The following is a 15110-nucleotide window of genomic DNA, read 5'->3' as shown; positions in this document are numbered from 1 at the left end:
GGGCGGTCCGGAAAGGGAATCCGTGGACAATCTCCGGAAGTTCTACATCGGCGGGACGTGGGTCGAACCGTCGACCGCCGACACGCTGGATGTCGTCAACCCGGCCACCGAGGAGGTCATCGGGGCCATCGCGATGGGGGCCCAGGACGACGCCGACGCCGCGGTGGCGGCCGCGAAGGCAGCCTTCGAGTCGTTCTCGGCCACGAGCCGGGAAGAGCGGGTCGCGCTCCTCGAGCGGATCTGTGAGGGATACGCGGCCCGTTCGGCGGATCTGGCCGCGATCGTCAGCGCGGAGATGGGGGCGCCGATGAGCCTCGCCGTGCAGGCCCAGGTGCCCTCCGGTCTGGCGCACCTGAGGACGATGGGGAAGATCCTCGCGAACTTCGAGTTCGAGACCGACCTCGGGTCGTCGCTGCTGGTTCGCGAGCCGGTGGGGGTCTGCGCCTTCATCACCCCGTGGAACTGGCCGCTGAATCAGATTGCGTGCAAGGTGGCGCCGGCGCTCGCGGCGGGGTGCACGATGGTGCTCAAGCCGTCCGAGGTCGCACCGCTCAACGCGCTGATCTTCGCGGAAATCCTGCATGATGCCGGCGTGCCGCCCGGGGTCTTCAACCTCGTGAACGGCGCCGGCCCGGTCGTGGGTGCGGCGCTGTCCTCGCACCCGGACGTCGACATGGTCTCGTTCACGGGCTCGACGCGGGCCGGTGTCGAGGTCGCGCGGAACGCGGCGCCGACCGTGAAGCGCGTCGCGCAGGAACTGGGCGGCAAGTCGGCGAACATCATTCTGGATGACGCGGACTTCGGGCGGGCGGTGTCGCGGGGCGTCTTCGCCGTGTGCAACAACACGGGGCAGTCGTGTAACGCGCCCACGCGCATGCTCGTCCCGCATTCGCGGATGGACGAGGCCGCGGAGATCGCGGCCGCGGCGGCGAAGAAGGTCGCGGTCGGCGATCCCGCGGTCGAAGGCACCGGGATCGGCCCGGCCGTGTCCGCGGCGCAGTTCCACAAGATTCAGCGGCTGATCGAGATGGGGATCGACGAAGGCGCGCGGCTCGCCGTGGGCGGGCCGGGGAGGCCGGAGGGGCTGGCGCGCGGCTACTTCGTGCGCCCGACCGTCTTCTCGCATACGAGCAACGACATGGTCGTGGCTCGCGAAGAGATCTTCGGCCCGGTCCTCGTGCTCATCGGATACGAGGATGATGACGACGCCGTGCGCATCGCGAACGATACGCCGTACGGCCTGGCCGGATACGTATCGGCGGGGGATCCGGAACGCGGTCGGGCGGTGGCACGCCGCATCCGGTCGGGACAGGTGAACCTGAACGGGGCGCGCCCGGACTTCAGGGTCCCCTTCGGCGGCTACAAGCAGTCCGGCAACGGGCGCGAATGGGGCCGCCACGGCCTTGAGGAGTTCCTCGAGGTGAAGGCGATCCTCGGCTACCACGAAGGGGTGAGGTGAGCACGGTCCTATCCTCCGTTCCATCGGCCGCGACATCCGACGCGGACGCGGTCGAGCGTATTCCTCACCTGGTGGGCGGTGAGGCGCGGCCCGGAGCCTCCGGCCGGACCGCACCCGTCTTCAACCCCGCCACCGGGCGCCAGACGGGTGAACTGCCGCTGGCGAGCATCGAAGAGGTCGACGAAGCCGTCGCGGCGGCGGCCACCGCCTTCGAGGAGTGGCGGCGCGTCAGCGTCGCGCGGCGCACCAAGCTCATGTTCGCGTACCGCAACCAGGTCGCCGAACACGCCGGGGAGATCGCGAAGCGGCTCACGGCGGAGCACGGGAAGGTGCTGGCCGACGCGATGGGCGAGGTCGCCCGCGGCCTGGAGAACATCGAGTACGCCTGCGGACTCGCCGAGCACCTGAAGGGGACCTACAACGAGCAGGCCTCGACGGGCGTGGATGTGTATTCCGTGCGGCGGCCGCTCGGCGTCGTGGCGGGGATCACGCCGTTCAACTTCCCGGCCATGGTGCCGCTCTGGATGTTCCCCAACGCGATCGCGTGCGGGAACACGTTCGTGCTGAAGCCGTCGCCTCGGGATCCCGGCGCCGCCAGCTTCATCGCGGAACTCTTCCACGAGGCCGGATTCCCGCCCGGGGTCCTGAACGTCCTGCACGGCGACCACGTCGCGGTGAACCGGCTGCTCGAGCATCCCGATGTGCAGGCCGTCAGCTTCGTGGGGTCGACACCGGTCGCCCGGCACGTCTACGAGACGGCCACGGCGCACGGCAAGCGCGTACAGGCGCTGGGCGGGGCGAAGAATCACATGGTCGTCCTCCCGGACGCGGACATCGACCTGGCCGCGGATTCCGCCGTGTCCGCCGCGTACGGGTCGGCCGGGGAGCGCTGCATGGCGATCTCCGTCGCGGTCGCGGTCGGAGAAAGCGCGGATCCGCTCGTCGAGGCCATCCGGGCCCGCATGGAGAAACTGCGGATCGGCCCGGGCGACGATCCCGCCTCGGAGATGGGTCCGCTCATCACGGCCGAACACCGCGACCGCGTCGCGGACTACGTGCGTCAGGGCGCCGAGGCCGGCGCGCGTGTCGTCGTGGACGGCCGACAGGCGCAGTTCGAGGGGGACGGATTCTTCCTCGGCGTCACGTTGCTCGACCACGTCACGCCCGACATGAAGGTCTACCGCGACGAGATCTTCGGGCCGGTCCTCTGCGTCGTGCGGGCGGACACGTATCACGACGCCGTCGAGTTGCTCTCGGACAACCCGTGGGGGAACGGCGCGGCGATCTTCACCCGCGATGGCGGCGCCGCGCGCCAGTTCCAGGAGGATGCGGACGCGGGGATGATCGGCCTCAACGTCCCGATCCCGGTCCCGGTCGGCTACCACTCCTTCGGCGGCTGGAAGGAGTCCGCGTTCGGGGCGCACGCCATCTACGGCCCGGAGGGCGTCCACTTCTACACCAAACCGAAGGTGATGACGACTCGCTGGCCGGACCCCGCCGGGAGCCGCGTCGATCTCGGCTTCCCAACGAACCGCTGAGCGCCGCGGACCCGCCGAGAGCTGATGGCGGCATGCAGTCGCCGTGCGAATTGCGGTAATCCGTAAATTCCGTATTATGCTGCATGTCCACCAGGGAAGACTCGCCTTCGGCTGTTCGCATCGTGAGCGCGACCGAGGCCGCGAAGAACTTCGGATCGATCCTCGCGGAGGTTCGAGAGCGCGACGCCGTGTACGTCGTGGAGCGGAGGGGGAGGGCGGTCGCGCAGGTCGGCCCGGTGCGCGAACGAGGTCTCACTTTGAGGGAGTTCGCCCAACTCGTCGCCGAGCGTTCCGGGCCCTCGGTGGATGAGGAGTGTCTTCGCGCGATCGAAGAGGGCATTGCAATCTGGAACCGTGAGGAAGTGCCCCGGAGCCAGTGGGAACGCTGATCGACACGAGCGTCCTGGTCGCTGTCGAACGAGGCCAAATGGACCTCGATTCCGTGATCGGTGCCGCGAGGGAGCCGGATGACCCGCTGGCAATGGCCGCAATCACCGCTTCGGAACTCCTGCAAGGGGTTCAGGCCGCTCAGGGAATCAGGCGCGTCGCCGCCGAGCGGTGCTTCGAAACGTGGCTTGCCGTGCTCCCCGTGGTCCCGTTCGATCTCGAGGTGGCTCGCGTCCACGCGGTCCTGGCCGAGCAGCTTGGTCGTCGCGGCACCCCGATCGGGGCCCACGACCTCATCATCGCCGCGACGGCGGTCAGTGGCGGCTACCGGGTCGCCACGAGGGACCGGCGGAGCTTCGCCCGCATCGACGGGCTGGAAGTCGAGTACTGGTAGCCCGCCGGGACGTTCCCGCGGGAACGCCCGGAGCAGGCATCGATCGAGGGGTCAGCCGCCCCCGCCCTCGGCTCTGATCATCACGCCCGGAATCTCGAGGTTGCCGCTATCGTCCGCGGCGCGGCTGAGGATGGAGGCCTCGTCGCCGGCCAGGGCGGGGTCGTACTCGTAAGTCCAGTTCGCCCGGCCGTGGGCCGGGTGCCAGGTCTCTCCCCCATCGAGCGACACTTCCACGGCCGCGACCACGCCGCCGCCGGTATCCGCCGCCATCCCGGTGATCGTGACCATGCCGCTCTCCGCATCGGGCGCCGAGGGCGCGTCGAACGACGAGGTCGGGGCGACGTCATCCGTCGAAGCCGCGGCGCGTACCAGATCCGGCTGCATCGTGGCGGGCTGGACGCCCATGTCCGCGAACAGGTTCAGCGTCGCCTGCTGCAGGACCAGGTCCGGTCCGTTCGGGTCCACGCCGACTCGCGTGTCCGAGCCGTTCTGGCGCTCGGGTGGAACCCCCGTCTCCGAATCGTGGTGCGCGTCGAGTCCCCACGACCACTGCAGCGTCCCCGAGCCGAAGACGAGCGCGCCGCTCTCGTGCCGGTACAGGACCGCGTTGTGCGTCGCCGTGCCCGTCTCGCAGCCGCGCCCCGGATGCACGCAGTAGAGCGTGTTGTCGATCGGCGTCGCGGCCACCTGGAAGAGGCCGGGCGGTCGGAAGCCGTTGTCGATGTCCGAGTCCCACTCGTGGCCGAGGATCCCCTTGATCGACACGTAGCGCTCGCCCGGGCTCAGCCGCGCCACCTCCGTGTTGCGCCAGAACCTCAGGCTGGCGAACTCCGCGTCCACGATGATGGGGTCGTTTCGCCACGCGTTCACCGTGAACAGCGTCCCCGTGAGCGCGTTCTCCGGCCACGGGCCCTCGGCGTTGATCGGACGGTGGTCCCGGAATTCTCCCGTCCATTCCACCGGGTCGAGTCGCCGGTGGTCCTGCGAGTCCTTGTAGGTGACGAGGGTCCGGTACGGCTGGCCTGATCCGTCGATGCTCGTCTCCCAGCGCACCTTCCAGTAGACCTCGTTCGAGCTGAAGAAGGCGAGGTGCATCCCCGCCGCGCGGGCCGCCTCCACGTTGCGACGCTGCTGTCCCGTCCAGTACTCGTCGTGTCCCACCGAGAGGAAGACCTTGTGCTCGAGCAGTTCCTCGCCTCGCCGTTGAGTGTCGACGCCGGAGGAATAGCTCACGTCGTACCCGTTGCGCTCCAGCCAGCGGACCATCGGATACTCGGAGTTGAAGACCTTGTTCACCGCGCGGTAGTGACGCGTCTCGAAGGGCCGGTTGTAGCTGACCTTCGGCGCGCGCGGCGGTCCTCCGTGGAGCCGCGGACGCTCCGGATTCAGCCGCCCGTACACGCTGTGCCCGCCGTAGCGGTTGTACGCCTGCCAAGTGAGGTCCGATGTCTGGAAGAGCATGTCGGACTCGCCGTCGTCGTCGCGCACCACGAAATAGATGTGGCTCGCCCGCGGCTCTCGGAGCCCGTTCCGCATCACCGCCCGGAAGCCCGGGGCCTCCCACAGCGAGTCCTCCCCCGTGGGCGGAAGCGGCGTGGCTTCGAACTGGTCGTTCTTCACCCAGCCCTCGATCGGGTCCTCGCGCACGAGCCGGGCGAAGTAGATGCCCGATGTCGCGTCTTCAAGGGCCTCCCATGAGGCCGAAACCGCCCAGTTGCCGCAGTCGACGAGCGGTGCGGGCCACGTCTCCATCCCGCCCCCCTCGGCCAGCACCGGGATCGGACCCCGCAGACACTCGGGCTGGACCTGGGGCAGCGTCGCGGAAGGTTCGAACGAATCCACCCGGCGCGCGCCCATGCCCCCGTAGTAGCCCATGCGGTAGATGTCGATCCGGTAGTCGTCCGAGTCCGTGTCGATCTTGAACTCGATCGTCTCCCCCTGAGCAACCGCGATGTCCGTGCCGAAGCCCTGGATGCCGGGGTCGCCGTAGCTGTTGATGTCCCACTCCGTAGGCGGGTGCCCCTCGAGACAGTTCTCGGCCACGATCTCGTTGGCGGGGTTCGCACAAGGATCTCCCGTCGCCGTCCCGAAGGATGAACATGCCGCGAAGAGCGGCAGCGCGGCGGCCGGGAACAGGGAGATGAACGGGCGAAAGCGAGGGCGCGGCGCGATCATGGCGACATCTCCGGGCCGGAGTCGGGATGCGGACGGCCGACCTTCCGGCCGCCCCGTCCCGGAACATGTCCCCGCGTTCAGAACTCTACAACGGCGGAGAAGCTCAGCCCCCCTCGCCCGGCGTCTCCAGGTTGCCGCTGTCGTCCACGGCGCGGCTGAGGATCGTGGCCGCGTCTCCCATCGCGGTGGGGTCGAACGCGTAGCTCCAACTCGTCCGGCCGCGGGCCGGGTGCCACGTCTGTCCCCCATCGAGCGACACTTCCACCGCCGCAACCACGCCGCCTCCGGAGTCCGACGCCGTCCCGCTGATCGTCATCATTCCACTCTCCGGATCGGGCCCCGAGGGCGCCTCGAACGAGGAGGTGGGCGGGACGTCATCCGTCGAAGCCGTGGCCGGCACCAGATCCGGCTGCATCGTCGCGGGCTGCACGCCCATGTCCGCGAACAGGTTCAGCGTCGCCTGCCGCAGGACGAGGTCGGGGCCGTTCGGGTCCACGCCGACCCGCGTGTCCGCGCCGTTCTGGCGCTCGGGCGGGACCCCGGTCTCCGTGTCGTGGTGGGCGTCGAGTCCCCACGGCCACTGCAGCGTTCCCGAGCCGAACACGAGCGCGCCGCTCTCGTGGCGGTACAGCACCGCGTTGTGCGTCGCCGTTCCCGTCTCGCAGCCTCGCCCCGGGTGGACGCAGTACTGCGTGTTGTCGATCGTGGTCGCGGCGACCTGGAACAGCCCCGGCGGGCGGAACCCGTTGTCGATGTCCGAGTCCCACTCGTGGCCGAGGATCCCCTTGATCGACACGTAGCGCTCCCCGGGCCCCAGACGGGCCACTTCCGTGTTGCGCCAGAAGCGAAGATCGGCGAACTCGGCGTCCACGATGATCGGATCGTTCCGCCACGCGTTCACCGTGAACAGCGTCCCCGTGAGCGCGTTCTCCGGCCACGGGCCCTCCGGGTTGATCGAACGGTGATCGCGGAACAGCCCCGTCCACTCGACCGGATCGAGCTTCCGGTGATCCTGTGTCTCCTTGTAGGTCACGAACGTCCGGTACGGCTGGCCGGAGCCATCGATGCTCTCCTCCCAGCGCACCTTCCAGAACACCTCGTTCGAACTGAAGAAGGCGAGGTGCATGCCGGCGGCGCGGGCCGCCTCGACGTTGCGGCGCTGCTGCCCCGTCCAGTACTCGTCGTGTCCCACCGAGAGGAAGACCTTGTGCTCGAACAGTTCCTCACCGCGCCGGTCCGTGTCGATCCCCGAGGAATAGCTCACGTCGTAGCCGTTCCGCTCCAGCCAGCGAACCATCGGATACTCGGAGTTGAAGACCTTGTTGACGGCACGGTAGTGGCGCGTCTCGAAGGGTCGGTTGTAGCTCACCTTCGGCGCGCGCGGCTCCCCACCGTGAAGCCGCAGAAGCGCCGGATTCAGCCGCCCGTACACGCTGTGGCCGCCGTAACGGTTGTATGCCTGCCAGGTGAGGTCCGACGTCTGGAAGAGCATGTCGGATTCGCCGTCGTCGTCGCGCACCACGAAATAGATGTGGCTCGCCCGCGGCTCGCGCAGCGGGTTCCGCATCACCGCATGAAAGCCCGGGGCCTCCCACAGCGAGTCCTCCCCGGTCGGCGGAAGAGGCGTGGCTTCGAACTGGTCGTTCTTCACCCAGCCCTCGACCTGCTCCTCGCGCACGAGCCGCGCGAAGTAGATGCCCGAGGTCGCGTCGGCGGGCGCCTGCCATGAAGCCGACGCCGCCCAGTTGCCGCAGTCGACGAGCGGCGCGGGCCACGTCTCGAGGCCGCCTCCCTCGGCCAGCACCGGGATCGGACCCCGGAGGCACTCGGGCTGGATCTGGGGCAGCGTCGCGGAAGGCTCGAACGAGTCGACGCGACGGGCGCCCATGCCGCTGTAGTAGCCCATCCGGTAGACGTCGATCCGGTAGTCCTCCGAGTCCGTGTCGATCTTGAACTCGATCGTCTCCCCCCGGGCGATCGCGATGTCGGTGCCGAAGCCCTGGATGCTCGGGTCCCCGTAGCCGTTGATGTCCCACTCGGTGGGCGGATGTCCCTCGAGGCAGTTCTCCGCGACGATCTCGTTGGCGGGGGCGGCGCACGCATCCTCCATGGTCGTCTGCGGGAGAGCGCAGGCGCTCGCGAGGATCAAGGTCGAAGCGGGGAGGGTGAAGAAGGACGGACGAAAGCGCGGGCGTGGCTGGATCATGGCGACATCTCCGGGCCCGAGTCAGCATGCGGACGGCCGACCCTCCTGCCGTCTTCGTCCCCGGAACATGAGCCCGCGTTCGGAAGTCTACAACGCCCGCCTCGCGCTGGCGGCCACTCGACTCGGGGTCAGGACAGGCGCAGGGACTCCGAGTAGACGCGGCCGAAGCGGTCCGTCGCCTCTACGCGGACCTCCGTCACGCCGGGGTCGACGGGCGCGTAAAACATGTGGTTCGTGATGCGGGGCTCGACCCACGGCCGGTGCGCGGGCAGGTCGTCGCCAGAGTGCAGTTCGACGCTCAGCGGGTCCCGCCCCGGGCGCCGCGCCATGAGGCCGCGCGGCTCGCCGTCGGTGTACCAGCGAACGGTCCACTCGAGGTCGGCATCCCACACATTGGCCACGATCTCGCTCGGCGCAGAGGCGTCGGCCCCCGGACCGTAGACCCGCATCTGGTGCGTCGCGTCGAACCCCGTGGACTTGTAGCGCCACGAGATCTCCTCGCCCGCCGCCTCGTAGACACAGTAGCCGTTGGGGGCGCCGTCGTGGCAGATCGGCCCGCTCCACCAGGCGCCGCAGATCGCGCCGGCGACGTGCTCGTGCGTCCCGCTCTCGAACACGTGCTCCAGTTCGTGCGTGTGCCCCGTGAGGATGTGCGCGCGAAAGGGCTCCAGCAGACGGTACAGCGCTTCGCGGTTCATGATCGCGACGGACGCTTCCGGGGAGGCGCGGCCCTGTCGCGCGTGGTAGCTGCCGAGGGCCGGGATGTGCGTGGCCACGACGACGGGAGCCCCCGGTTCGACGCGGCTCAGATCCGCCCGCAGCCAGGTCAGCGCGTCGGCATCGAGATAGCCGAGGTAGCCGCTCCCGTGCCAGAAGACATCGTCGAGGACCACGTAATGGACGGCCCCGCGGTCGAAGGAGTAGTACCGCGGCCCGAAGTGACGGGAGAAGGTGTCCGTCGAGGCCTCGTCCGTAGGACTCTCCGTGTCCAGATCGTGGTTCCCGATCACCTGGAAGAACGGCACGCCGATGCGCCGGACCGCCCGCTCGTATTCGGGATACATCTCGAGATGGTCGAACATGATGTCACCGTCCGCGATCCCGACGATCGGCACGTCCCCGAGATCCCTCACGCTGCCTTGGAGGTCCGGTACGGACCGCTCGTGGAACCAGCCCATCTCCTCCTCGGTCTCGGTCTGGATGTCGCCGAGGAGCAGGACCGCGTGACGCTCGTCGGAAACCCCGAGAGGTTCGAGGTCGAAGGCGACGGACATCTCGCTTCGGGAGGGATCGATGGGCCGGTAGAAACCGGCCGCGCCCGAAGGGTGCGTCGGCACCCGATGGCCAGCCGGGATCCGCGCCCAGACAAAGCCGCGATCCGCCGAGGTCACCAGCTCGAAACGGCCATCGGAGTCCGAATCCACGACCTGGAGTCCGTCGGACACCGCGACATGTCCGAGGCCCCGCCCGCCGGCGCGGACGATGCCCTGAATCCTCACAGGGGACGCGACGGTGGGCGCGATCCCGGGGTGCTTCGGGAGGGGATCGTAGGGGGCGGCCAGAAGGCGGTCGGCCATAACCGCCCACCCGGTCGCGGCGAGGGTCCCGGTTCTCAGGAACGTTCGGCGGTTCAGCATTGGCGGGCTCTCGAAGCTCTCGATCATCTCGTCCTCATCCGGGACCGAACGGTTTCACCCCGACGGCAGCGGCAGGGTATTGCACACGGGTCACGCACGATTGAACGAGAAGTCACGCCGGCGCAACAAGCGGCTCCGAACCGCGGAGACCGGATCAAGTAGCCTGGCGGTTGAGGCGCTGTATGGATTTCCCGTGCTCGCGCCCGTACTTCTTCTGGTCCTCATCTACTACGCGGAGCGGGAGCTGCCGGACTATGCGCAACAGGGGATCGCCAAGGCGCTCGACTGCGCGATGGACTTCGCGGTCCCGGCGGCGCTCTCCGTCGAGATTCATCTCGCCGTTCATCGCCGCGGGGTGCGTCGGCCTGCCGGCCGCCGCGCCGCTCTCCGGTCAGGCGGTAGCTGACACTGCGGCTGCGGGCGAGACCCTGGCGGTGGGCGAGACCCTGGCGGTGGGCGAGACCATGGAGTTCGGCGTCCAGTTCGGCCCCGTTCAACTCGGGAGCAACCAACTGACCGTCGCGGATAGAGAGACGGTCGCCGGGGAGGACATCTACCGCCTCGAGGTTGATTTCGGGGCCCCCATTCCGTTCTTCAGGATCCACGATCGGCAGACAAGCTGGGTGATGCTGGCGCCGCTTCGCTCTCTGCGCTTCGACCGGTTCATCCAGGAGGGACGAAAGCGCACCAGTTGGCGGGTCCACCTCGATGAGCCCGAGCGGCGGCTGCGTGTCGAACACCTGGACGGTCAGATCGCGGATCCGACGGACCCCGATGCGTCCGATCCACCGCGCGAAGTCATGCTCCCCGAAGCCCCGCTCGATGACGTCGCGATCCTGTACGAAATGCGGCGCCGGATCGCGTCGGGAGAGACCTCTTTCCGCATCGACCGCTACTACCTGGCCGAGGACAGCCCCGCCATGTTCGAGTTTGAACGCCGGGATCGGACGCGAGTCCCCGCGGGACGGTTCGACGTCTACATCCTGCGGGCGGTGATCCCGGGGATGTCGATGTTCAAGCCGGAGTCGGACGCCCGGATCCATGTGGCCGTCGACCCCCCCCACCCCATCGTCATGGTCACGACCGAGACCCTGCACGGACGCCTCACGCTGTACCTCAGGGAATTCCATCCCGGCGACGTGTCGCCGGATCCTCCCTCGTAGAACGAGCCTGGCGCGCCTGCCGCACCTCCCGCTCCGTAATCGCGAACCGCACCACCGGCGATTCCTCCAGCGTCCGGGCGATGTCGTCCGGCTCCAGCCCCAGCGCCTCCAGCCGCTCGGGGTCGAGGTACATCTGGTTCTCGGAGCCCTCGTAGAACGCCACCACGCCCGGCCCGCCGGGGTCGACACGTTCGTTCAGCCACGCCGTCACGTCGCCGTAGGTGGCCCACAGGTCGTCGCTCGAGGGGGTGTCGGGCATCCCGTGGTCCGCCGTCACGACCAGGGCCAGCCCGCCGGGACCCGCCTTCGCCTCGAGCGCTTCCACGATCCGGCCCAGCCACCCGTCCAGTTCCTCCAGCGTCGCCTCCATCTCCGGCGAGAAGGGGCCGTACTTGTGGGACACGTAGTCCGTCCCCTTCAGGTTGGCGAGGAAGAGATCCGTGACATCGTCCTCACCGAAGGCGCTTCCTTCGATGAAGGCGACCGCTGCCTCTCCCTCGAATCCCGAGAAAAGGGCCGAACGCCGGGCCTCTCCGTAGCTGTCGAGTTCGTGGCCGAGCCAAAGCCGGTCGACGGCGTCGAGTCGCCGACCGAAGTGGAGTTCGCGGGCCGCCGGCGGAAGCCGAAAACACGCCTCGTTCGTAGTCCAGCCGCCGCTGCCGGAGTCGTAGAAGGCCAGCCACACGGAGTGGCCACCGAGGATGCACTTCCCGTGACCCGCCAGCGCCACCGCAGGGTAGTCCGTACCCCCCTGGACGACGATCTCCGCCCGCCCGCGCGTCGCCACTCCCCAGCGGTCAGCGACCGTAAGCGCCATGAGGTTGTGGGGAGAGGCACCCTCGTACGCGACCGTCGACTGGCCCGTCCGGCGGTCGTACAGCGTGTTGCCCACGATTCCGTGTACCGACGGGTCGGTGCCGGTCGAGAGCGTCGTGTGCGCGGTCGAGGTGTTCGTGGGGACGTAGTCGACTCGGGTCTCCGCAAACCGGGCGGCCCTCGCCGCGAGCCGAGTCAAGTTGGGGAGAAGGTCGGCGTAGCGGTCGAGGTAGTCCGCCCGCATCGCATCCAGCACCAGCACGGCCACGAGCCCCGGGCGGGCCCCCGCGTCGCCCTGCCCGCCGTCGGCTTCGTTCCCGGCGTCCGAGAACGCGGCGCGCAGCGGACGTCCGGTCACGTCGGCTCGCGGCGGCAGCCCGAGCAGCGTGGTCAGCGTTGCCCCGATGTCCTGGTGCGAGGCCGGCCCCCGATACGTGCCGGGCTCGAAGACGCCCGGACCGTACAGCAGGAGCGGCACCGCGGTGTCATGCGACCACGGGCTGCCGTGCATGTACCGGTAGTCGGGGCCCGGCGACGTGATGATGGCCCTCGGACCGGGGATCACGGCGATATCCCCCACGCGGCCCGGGAAGTATGCGCGGGCCAGCGCCCGCACGATCGCCTCGCGCTCCGGCTCCGCTCGCGCGACGCGCTCCCCGGGGGTGTCCGCGCGGGAACCACCCTCCCCGCACCCCGCAGAGACGAGCCCGAGGGCCGCCGCCACGCCGAAGAGGACAGGGGCGCATGGGCGCGGACGCATCAGCGGCAAACCCCGGCGCAGGTCGTTTGCGGTCCGGCTCCCGTCAGCTGAAGTCGCGTCCGAGGATCACCGAGATGATGATCGCGCCCACCGCGAGCGGCGCCACCCAGCGGATGAAGAAACGCCACGCCCCGTAACGGAACCAGCGGGGCTCCGTGCCGTCCATCAGTTCCCGTTCCGTCGCGTTCCGGGTCATGAACCAGCCCGCCGCCAGCGTGATCGCGAACCCGCCGGTGGGGAGCATCCAGTTGGACACGAAGTGGTCGACCGTCGAGAACCAGCCCACCTTGCCCGCGAAGATCTCCAGCGTGGCGAGGAACGGCGTCCCCGTGAACGAAAGCGCCGCGAAAATGGTGAACACGAAGATCGAGGCGCCGGAGAGGACCGCGGCCTTGTGTCGGCCCAGGCCCCGCTCATCGATGAGGTAGCTCGTCACGACTTCGAGCAGGGAAATCGTCGAAGTCAGCGCCGCCAGCGCCACCAGCACGTAGAAGAGCGGCCCCAGCACGACACCGAACGGCACGGCCGTGTAGAACAGTTGGGGCAGCGAGATGAAGAGCATCCCCACCGGCGAGCCGCTCACCTGGTCGCTCATCCCCGCGACCGAGAAGATGACGGAGAACATGATCACCGTGGCCACGAGGGCGATCAGCGTGTCCAGCCCCACGATCGCCGCGGACGCCTTCACGATGGACTGCTTGCGCGAGATGTAGGACCCGTAGGTGATCATCGCCCCCATCCCGAGGGAGAGGGTGAAGAAGGAGTGCCCCAGCGCCTCAAGGACCCCGCTCGTTTCCAGCTCCGCGAAGTTCGCGCGGAAGATGAAACGCAGCGCCTCTCCCGACCCGCTCATCCCCAGCGCGCTCACCAGAAGGAGGAGAAGGATGGCGAACAGGATGGGGAGGAAGATGCGGGCGATACGTTCGATCCCCTTGCTCACCCCGAAGTAGACGACCGCGATCGTTGCGATGCTGAAGCCCAGCGACAGCATGAGCTGGAGGCCGGCGTTCCCCACCTGCTCGTTGAACAGGTCGCCCGCCGCCATTCCGGCGGGGTAGCCACCGAACGACCAGCCGATGGACTGGGCGAAGTAGTAGAGCGACCAGCCCGCGATGACCGTGTAGTAGCTGAGAAGGATGAAGCCGGCGAGCACGCCCCAGCCGCCGACGATCCCCCACCAGGGTCCCGCCGCCTCCTTGAGCGCCCCGACCGCGCTCTTCTGGCTGCGGCGCCCGATGAGAAGCTCCGCCATCATGATCGGCAGGCCGACGGCGAGGATGCAGATGAGGTAGACGAGGACGAAGGCCCCGCCGTTGTTCTGCCACGTGATGAACGGGAACTTCCACAGGTTGCCGAGGCCGATCGCGCTGCCCGTCGCGGCGAGCACGAGGCCGGCGCTGGAACTCCAGTTATCGCGGGGTTGACTCATGGGGACATGTCCGGTCGGGCGTTGGTCGAGGTGGGGGCCTTCGCCCCCGGGGCGACTGCCCGTCTATTCTACCCCGTCCCGCTGAGGGGCCACCAGACCGCGCGGAGGATCGATGCCGAAGTCCATGCCGGGGCTGCTGAGTGAGGTCATTCGCGACGTGCCCAAGGCCGAACTCCACATTCACGTCGAGGGTTCGCTTGAACCGGAGATGATGTTCGACCTCGCCCGCCGGAACGGCGTGTCGCTGCCGTACCGGAGCGTCGAGAAGGTTCGCCGGGCGTACTCCTTCGCGAACCTCCAGGAGTTCCTCGACCTCTACTACGAGGGGATGAACGTGCTCCGGACGGAGGAGGACTTCTTCGCGCTCGCCGACGCCTACCTGCGACGGGCGGCCGCGGACGGGGTCGTCCACGTCGAGATGTTCTTCGACCCGCAGGCGCACACCGGGCGTGGCGTGCCGCTGGGGACGCTGATGGACGGCCTCGAGCAGGCCATCGTCCGCTCCCGGGAGCGGGGCGTGAGCGTCTCCCCCATCCTCTGTTTCCTGCGTCACCTCAGCGAGAGGGAAGCGTTCGAGACGCTGGAGGAAGCCGAGCCGTATCTGGACCGGCTGCTGGGCGTGGGTCTGGACTCGAGCGAAGTCGGCCACCCGCCCTCGAAGTTCGCCCGCGTCTTCGAGGCCGCCCGCGATCTTGGCCTCCGCCTCGTCGCGCACGCGGGCGAGGAGGGTCCGCCGGAGTACGTGTGGGAGGCGCTGGACATCCTCGGCGTCGAACGCATCGACCACGGGAACCGCGCCCTGGAGGACGAGGCCCTCGTCGCCCGCCTGCGGGAGGACCGCATCCCCCTCACCGTGTGCCCGCTGTCGAACCTGGCGCTCCGCGTCGTCGACGACCTCGCCGCCCACCCGATCAGGCGCATGCTCGACCTGGGCCTCCTCGCCACGGTGAACTCCGACGACCCGGCCTACTTCGGCGGCTACATCAACGAGAACTTCCGCCGGGTCGCCGAGGCCGTGGGCCTCTCGGTCGAGGACATCGAGACACTGGCCCGCAACGCTTTCGAAGCTTCGTTCAGCGTCGCGCCGCCATGATGATGGCTTTGAGCAACGGCGCGATCCTCGTTGATAGGCTAGATTCGGCCTCG

At 68.8% G+C, this 15110-nt stretch carries 11 protein-coding genes and 1 pseudogene; 7 read left to right on the top strand and 5 right to left on the bottom strand.

Annotated features, from left to right (window positions below):
* Positions 1-22: 22 nt before the first annotated feature.
* From ACPXY0_RS14145 to ACPXY0_RS14130, 4 genes are all read left to right on the top strand, one after another.
* The gene (locus ACPXY0_RS14145) at positions 23-1459 is read left to right on the top strand and encodes an aldehyde dehydrogenase family protein (RefSeq protein WP_423925608.1); all 1437 of its coding nucleotides are present in this window, start codon (positions 23-25) and stop codon (positions 1457-1459) included.
* Positions 1456-2997: a CoA-acylating methylmalonate-semialdehyde dehydrogenase gene (locus tag ACPXY0_RS14140; protein ID WP_423925606.1), complete on the top strand. Its 1542-nt coding sequence runs from the start codon at positions 1456-1458 to the stop codon at positions 2995-2997. Before ACPXY0_RS14145 ends, ACPXY0_RS14140 begins: the two co-directional genes overlap by 4 nt.
* 122 nt (positions 2998-3119) lie before the next feature.
* Positions 3120-3386, top strand: a complete 267-nt coding sequence (locus tag ACPXY0_RS14135; RefSeq protein WP_419940388.1) for a hypothetical protein — start codon at positions 3120-3122, stop codon at positions 3384-3386.
* Positions 3374-3778 (top strand): PIN domain-containing protein, encoded by a 405-nt coding sequence (locus tag ACPXY0_RS14130; protein ID WP_423925603.1) that lies wholly within the window; start codon positions 3374-3376, stop codon positions 3776-3778. The genes ACPXY0_RS14135 and ACPXY0_RS14130 overlap by 13 nt, the downstream gene beginning before the upstream one ends.
* 51 nt (positions 3779-3829) lie before the next feature.
* Here the strand turns inward: ACPXY0_RS14130 and ACPXY0_RS14125 are convergent.
* The 3 genes and pseudogenes from ACPXY0_RS14125 to ACPXY0_RS14115 form a co-directional block, all read right to left on the bottom strand.
* A pseudogene (locus ACPXY0_RS14125) lies at positions 3830-5764 on the bottom strand (N,N-dimethylformamidase beta subunit family domain-containing protein); the annotation flags it as partial.
* Positions 5765-6056: 292 nt separating this feature from the next.
* On the bottom strand, positions 6057-8159 hold the full coding sequence (locus ACPXY0_RS14120) for a N,N-dimethylformamidase beta subunit family domain-containing protein (protein WP_423925601.1): 2103 nt from the start codon (positions 8157-8159) through the stop codon (positions 6057-6059).
* Positions 8160-8287: 128 nt separating this feature from the next.
* Positions 8288-9796 (bottom strand): calcineurin-like phosphoesterase C-terminal domain-containing protein, encoded by a 1509-nt coding sequence (locus ACPXY0_RS14115; RefSeq protein WP_423925599.1) that lies wholly within the window; start codon positions 9794-9796, stop codon positions 8288-8290.
* Between the two features lie 193 nt (positions 9797-9989).
* On the opposite strand from ACPXY0_RS14115, the gene ACPXY0_RS14110 reads away from it, so the two are divergent.
* Both ACPXY0_RS14110 and ACPXY0_RS14105 read left to right on the top strand, forming a co-directional pair.
* Positions 9990-10202 (top strand): hypothetical protein, encoded by a 213-nt coding sequence (locus ACPXY0_RS14110; RefSeq protein ID WP_423925597.1) that lies wholly within the window; start codon positions 9990-9992, stop codon positions 10200-10202.
* Between the two features lie 28 nt (positions 10203-10230).
* Entirely contained in the window at positions 10231-10959 is a 729-nt protein-coding gene (locus tag ACPXY0_RS14105; RefSeq protein ID WP_423925595.1) for a DUF3108 domain-containing protein, read from the top strand.
* On the opposite strand, the gene ACPXY0_RS14100 is transcribed toward ACPXY0_RS14105, so the two are convergent.
* Both ACPXY0_RS14100 and ACPXY0_RS14095 read right to left on the bottom strand, forming a co-directional pair.
* On the bottom strand, positions 10913-12535 hold the full coding sequence (locus tag ACPXY0_RS14100; protein ID WP_423925593.1) for an alkaline phosphatase family protein: 1623 nt from the start codon (positions 12533-12535) through the stop codon (positions 10913-10915). The two genes, ACPXY0_RS14105 and ACPXY0_RS14100, sit on opposite strands and share 47 nt — an antisense overlap.
* Before the next feature lie 43 nt (positions 12536-12578).
* Positions 12579-13964 (bottom strand): sodium-dependent transporter, encoded by a 1386-nt coding sequence (locus ACPXY0_RS14095; RefSeq protein ID WP_423925591.1) that lies wholly within the window; start codon positions 13962-13964, stop codon positions 12579-12581.
* Between the two features lie 112 nt (positions 13965-14076).
* Here ACPXY0_RS14095 and ACPXY0_RS14090 point away from each other — a divergent pair, with 112 nt between their 5' ends.
* Positions 14077-15057, top strand: a complete 981-nt coding sequence (locus tag ACPXY0_RS14090; protein WP_423925589.1) for an adenosine deaminase — start codon at positions 14077-14079, stop codon at positions 15055-15057.
* Positions 15058-15110 lie beyond the last annotated feature (53 nt).

Origin of the sequence: Candidatus Palauibacter sp., from assembly GCF_965237495.1 — a bacterium.
Classification (GTDB): domain Bacteria; phylum Gemmatimonadota; class Gemmatimonadetes; order Palauibacterales; family Palauibacteraceae; genus Palauibacter.
This window is presented reverse-complemented; position numbering and strand designations above follow the sequence as displayed.

Bases quoted from the DNA above. Each gene is read 5' to 3' on its own strand.
- ACPXY0_RS14100 (WP_423925593.1), bottom strand. From the start codon at position 12,535: ATGCGTCCGCGCCCATGCGCCCCTGTCCTCTTCGGCGTGGCGGCGGCC.
- ACPXY0_RS14115 (WP_423925599.1), bottom strand. From the start codon at position 9,796: ATGCTGAACCGCCGAACGTTCCTGAGAACCGGGACCCTCGCCGCGACC.
- ACPXY0_RS14120 (WP_423925601.1), bottom strand. From the start codon at position 8,159: ATGATCCAGCCACGCCCGCGCTTTCGTCCGTCCTTCTTCACCCTCCCC.
- ACPXY0_RS14090 (WP_423925589.1), top strand. From the start codon at position 14,077: ATGCCGAAGTCCATGCCGGGGCTGCTGAGTGAGGTCATTCGCGACGTG.
- ACPXY0_RS14095 (WP_423925591.1), bottom strand. From the start codon at position 13,964: ATGAGTCAACCCCGCGATAACTGGAGTTCCAGCGCCGGCCTCGTGCTC.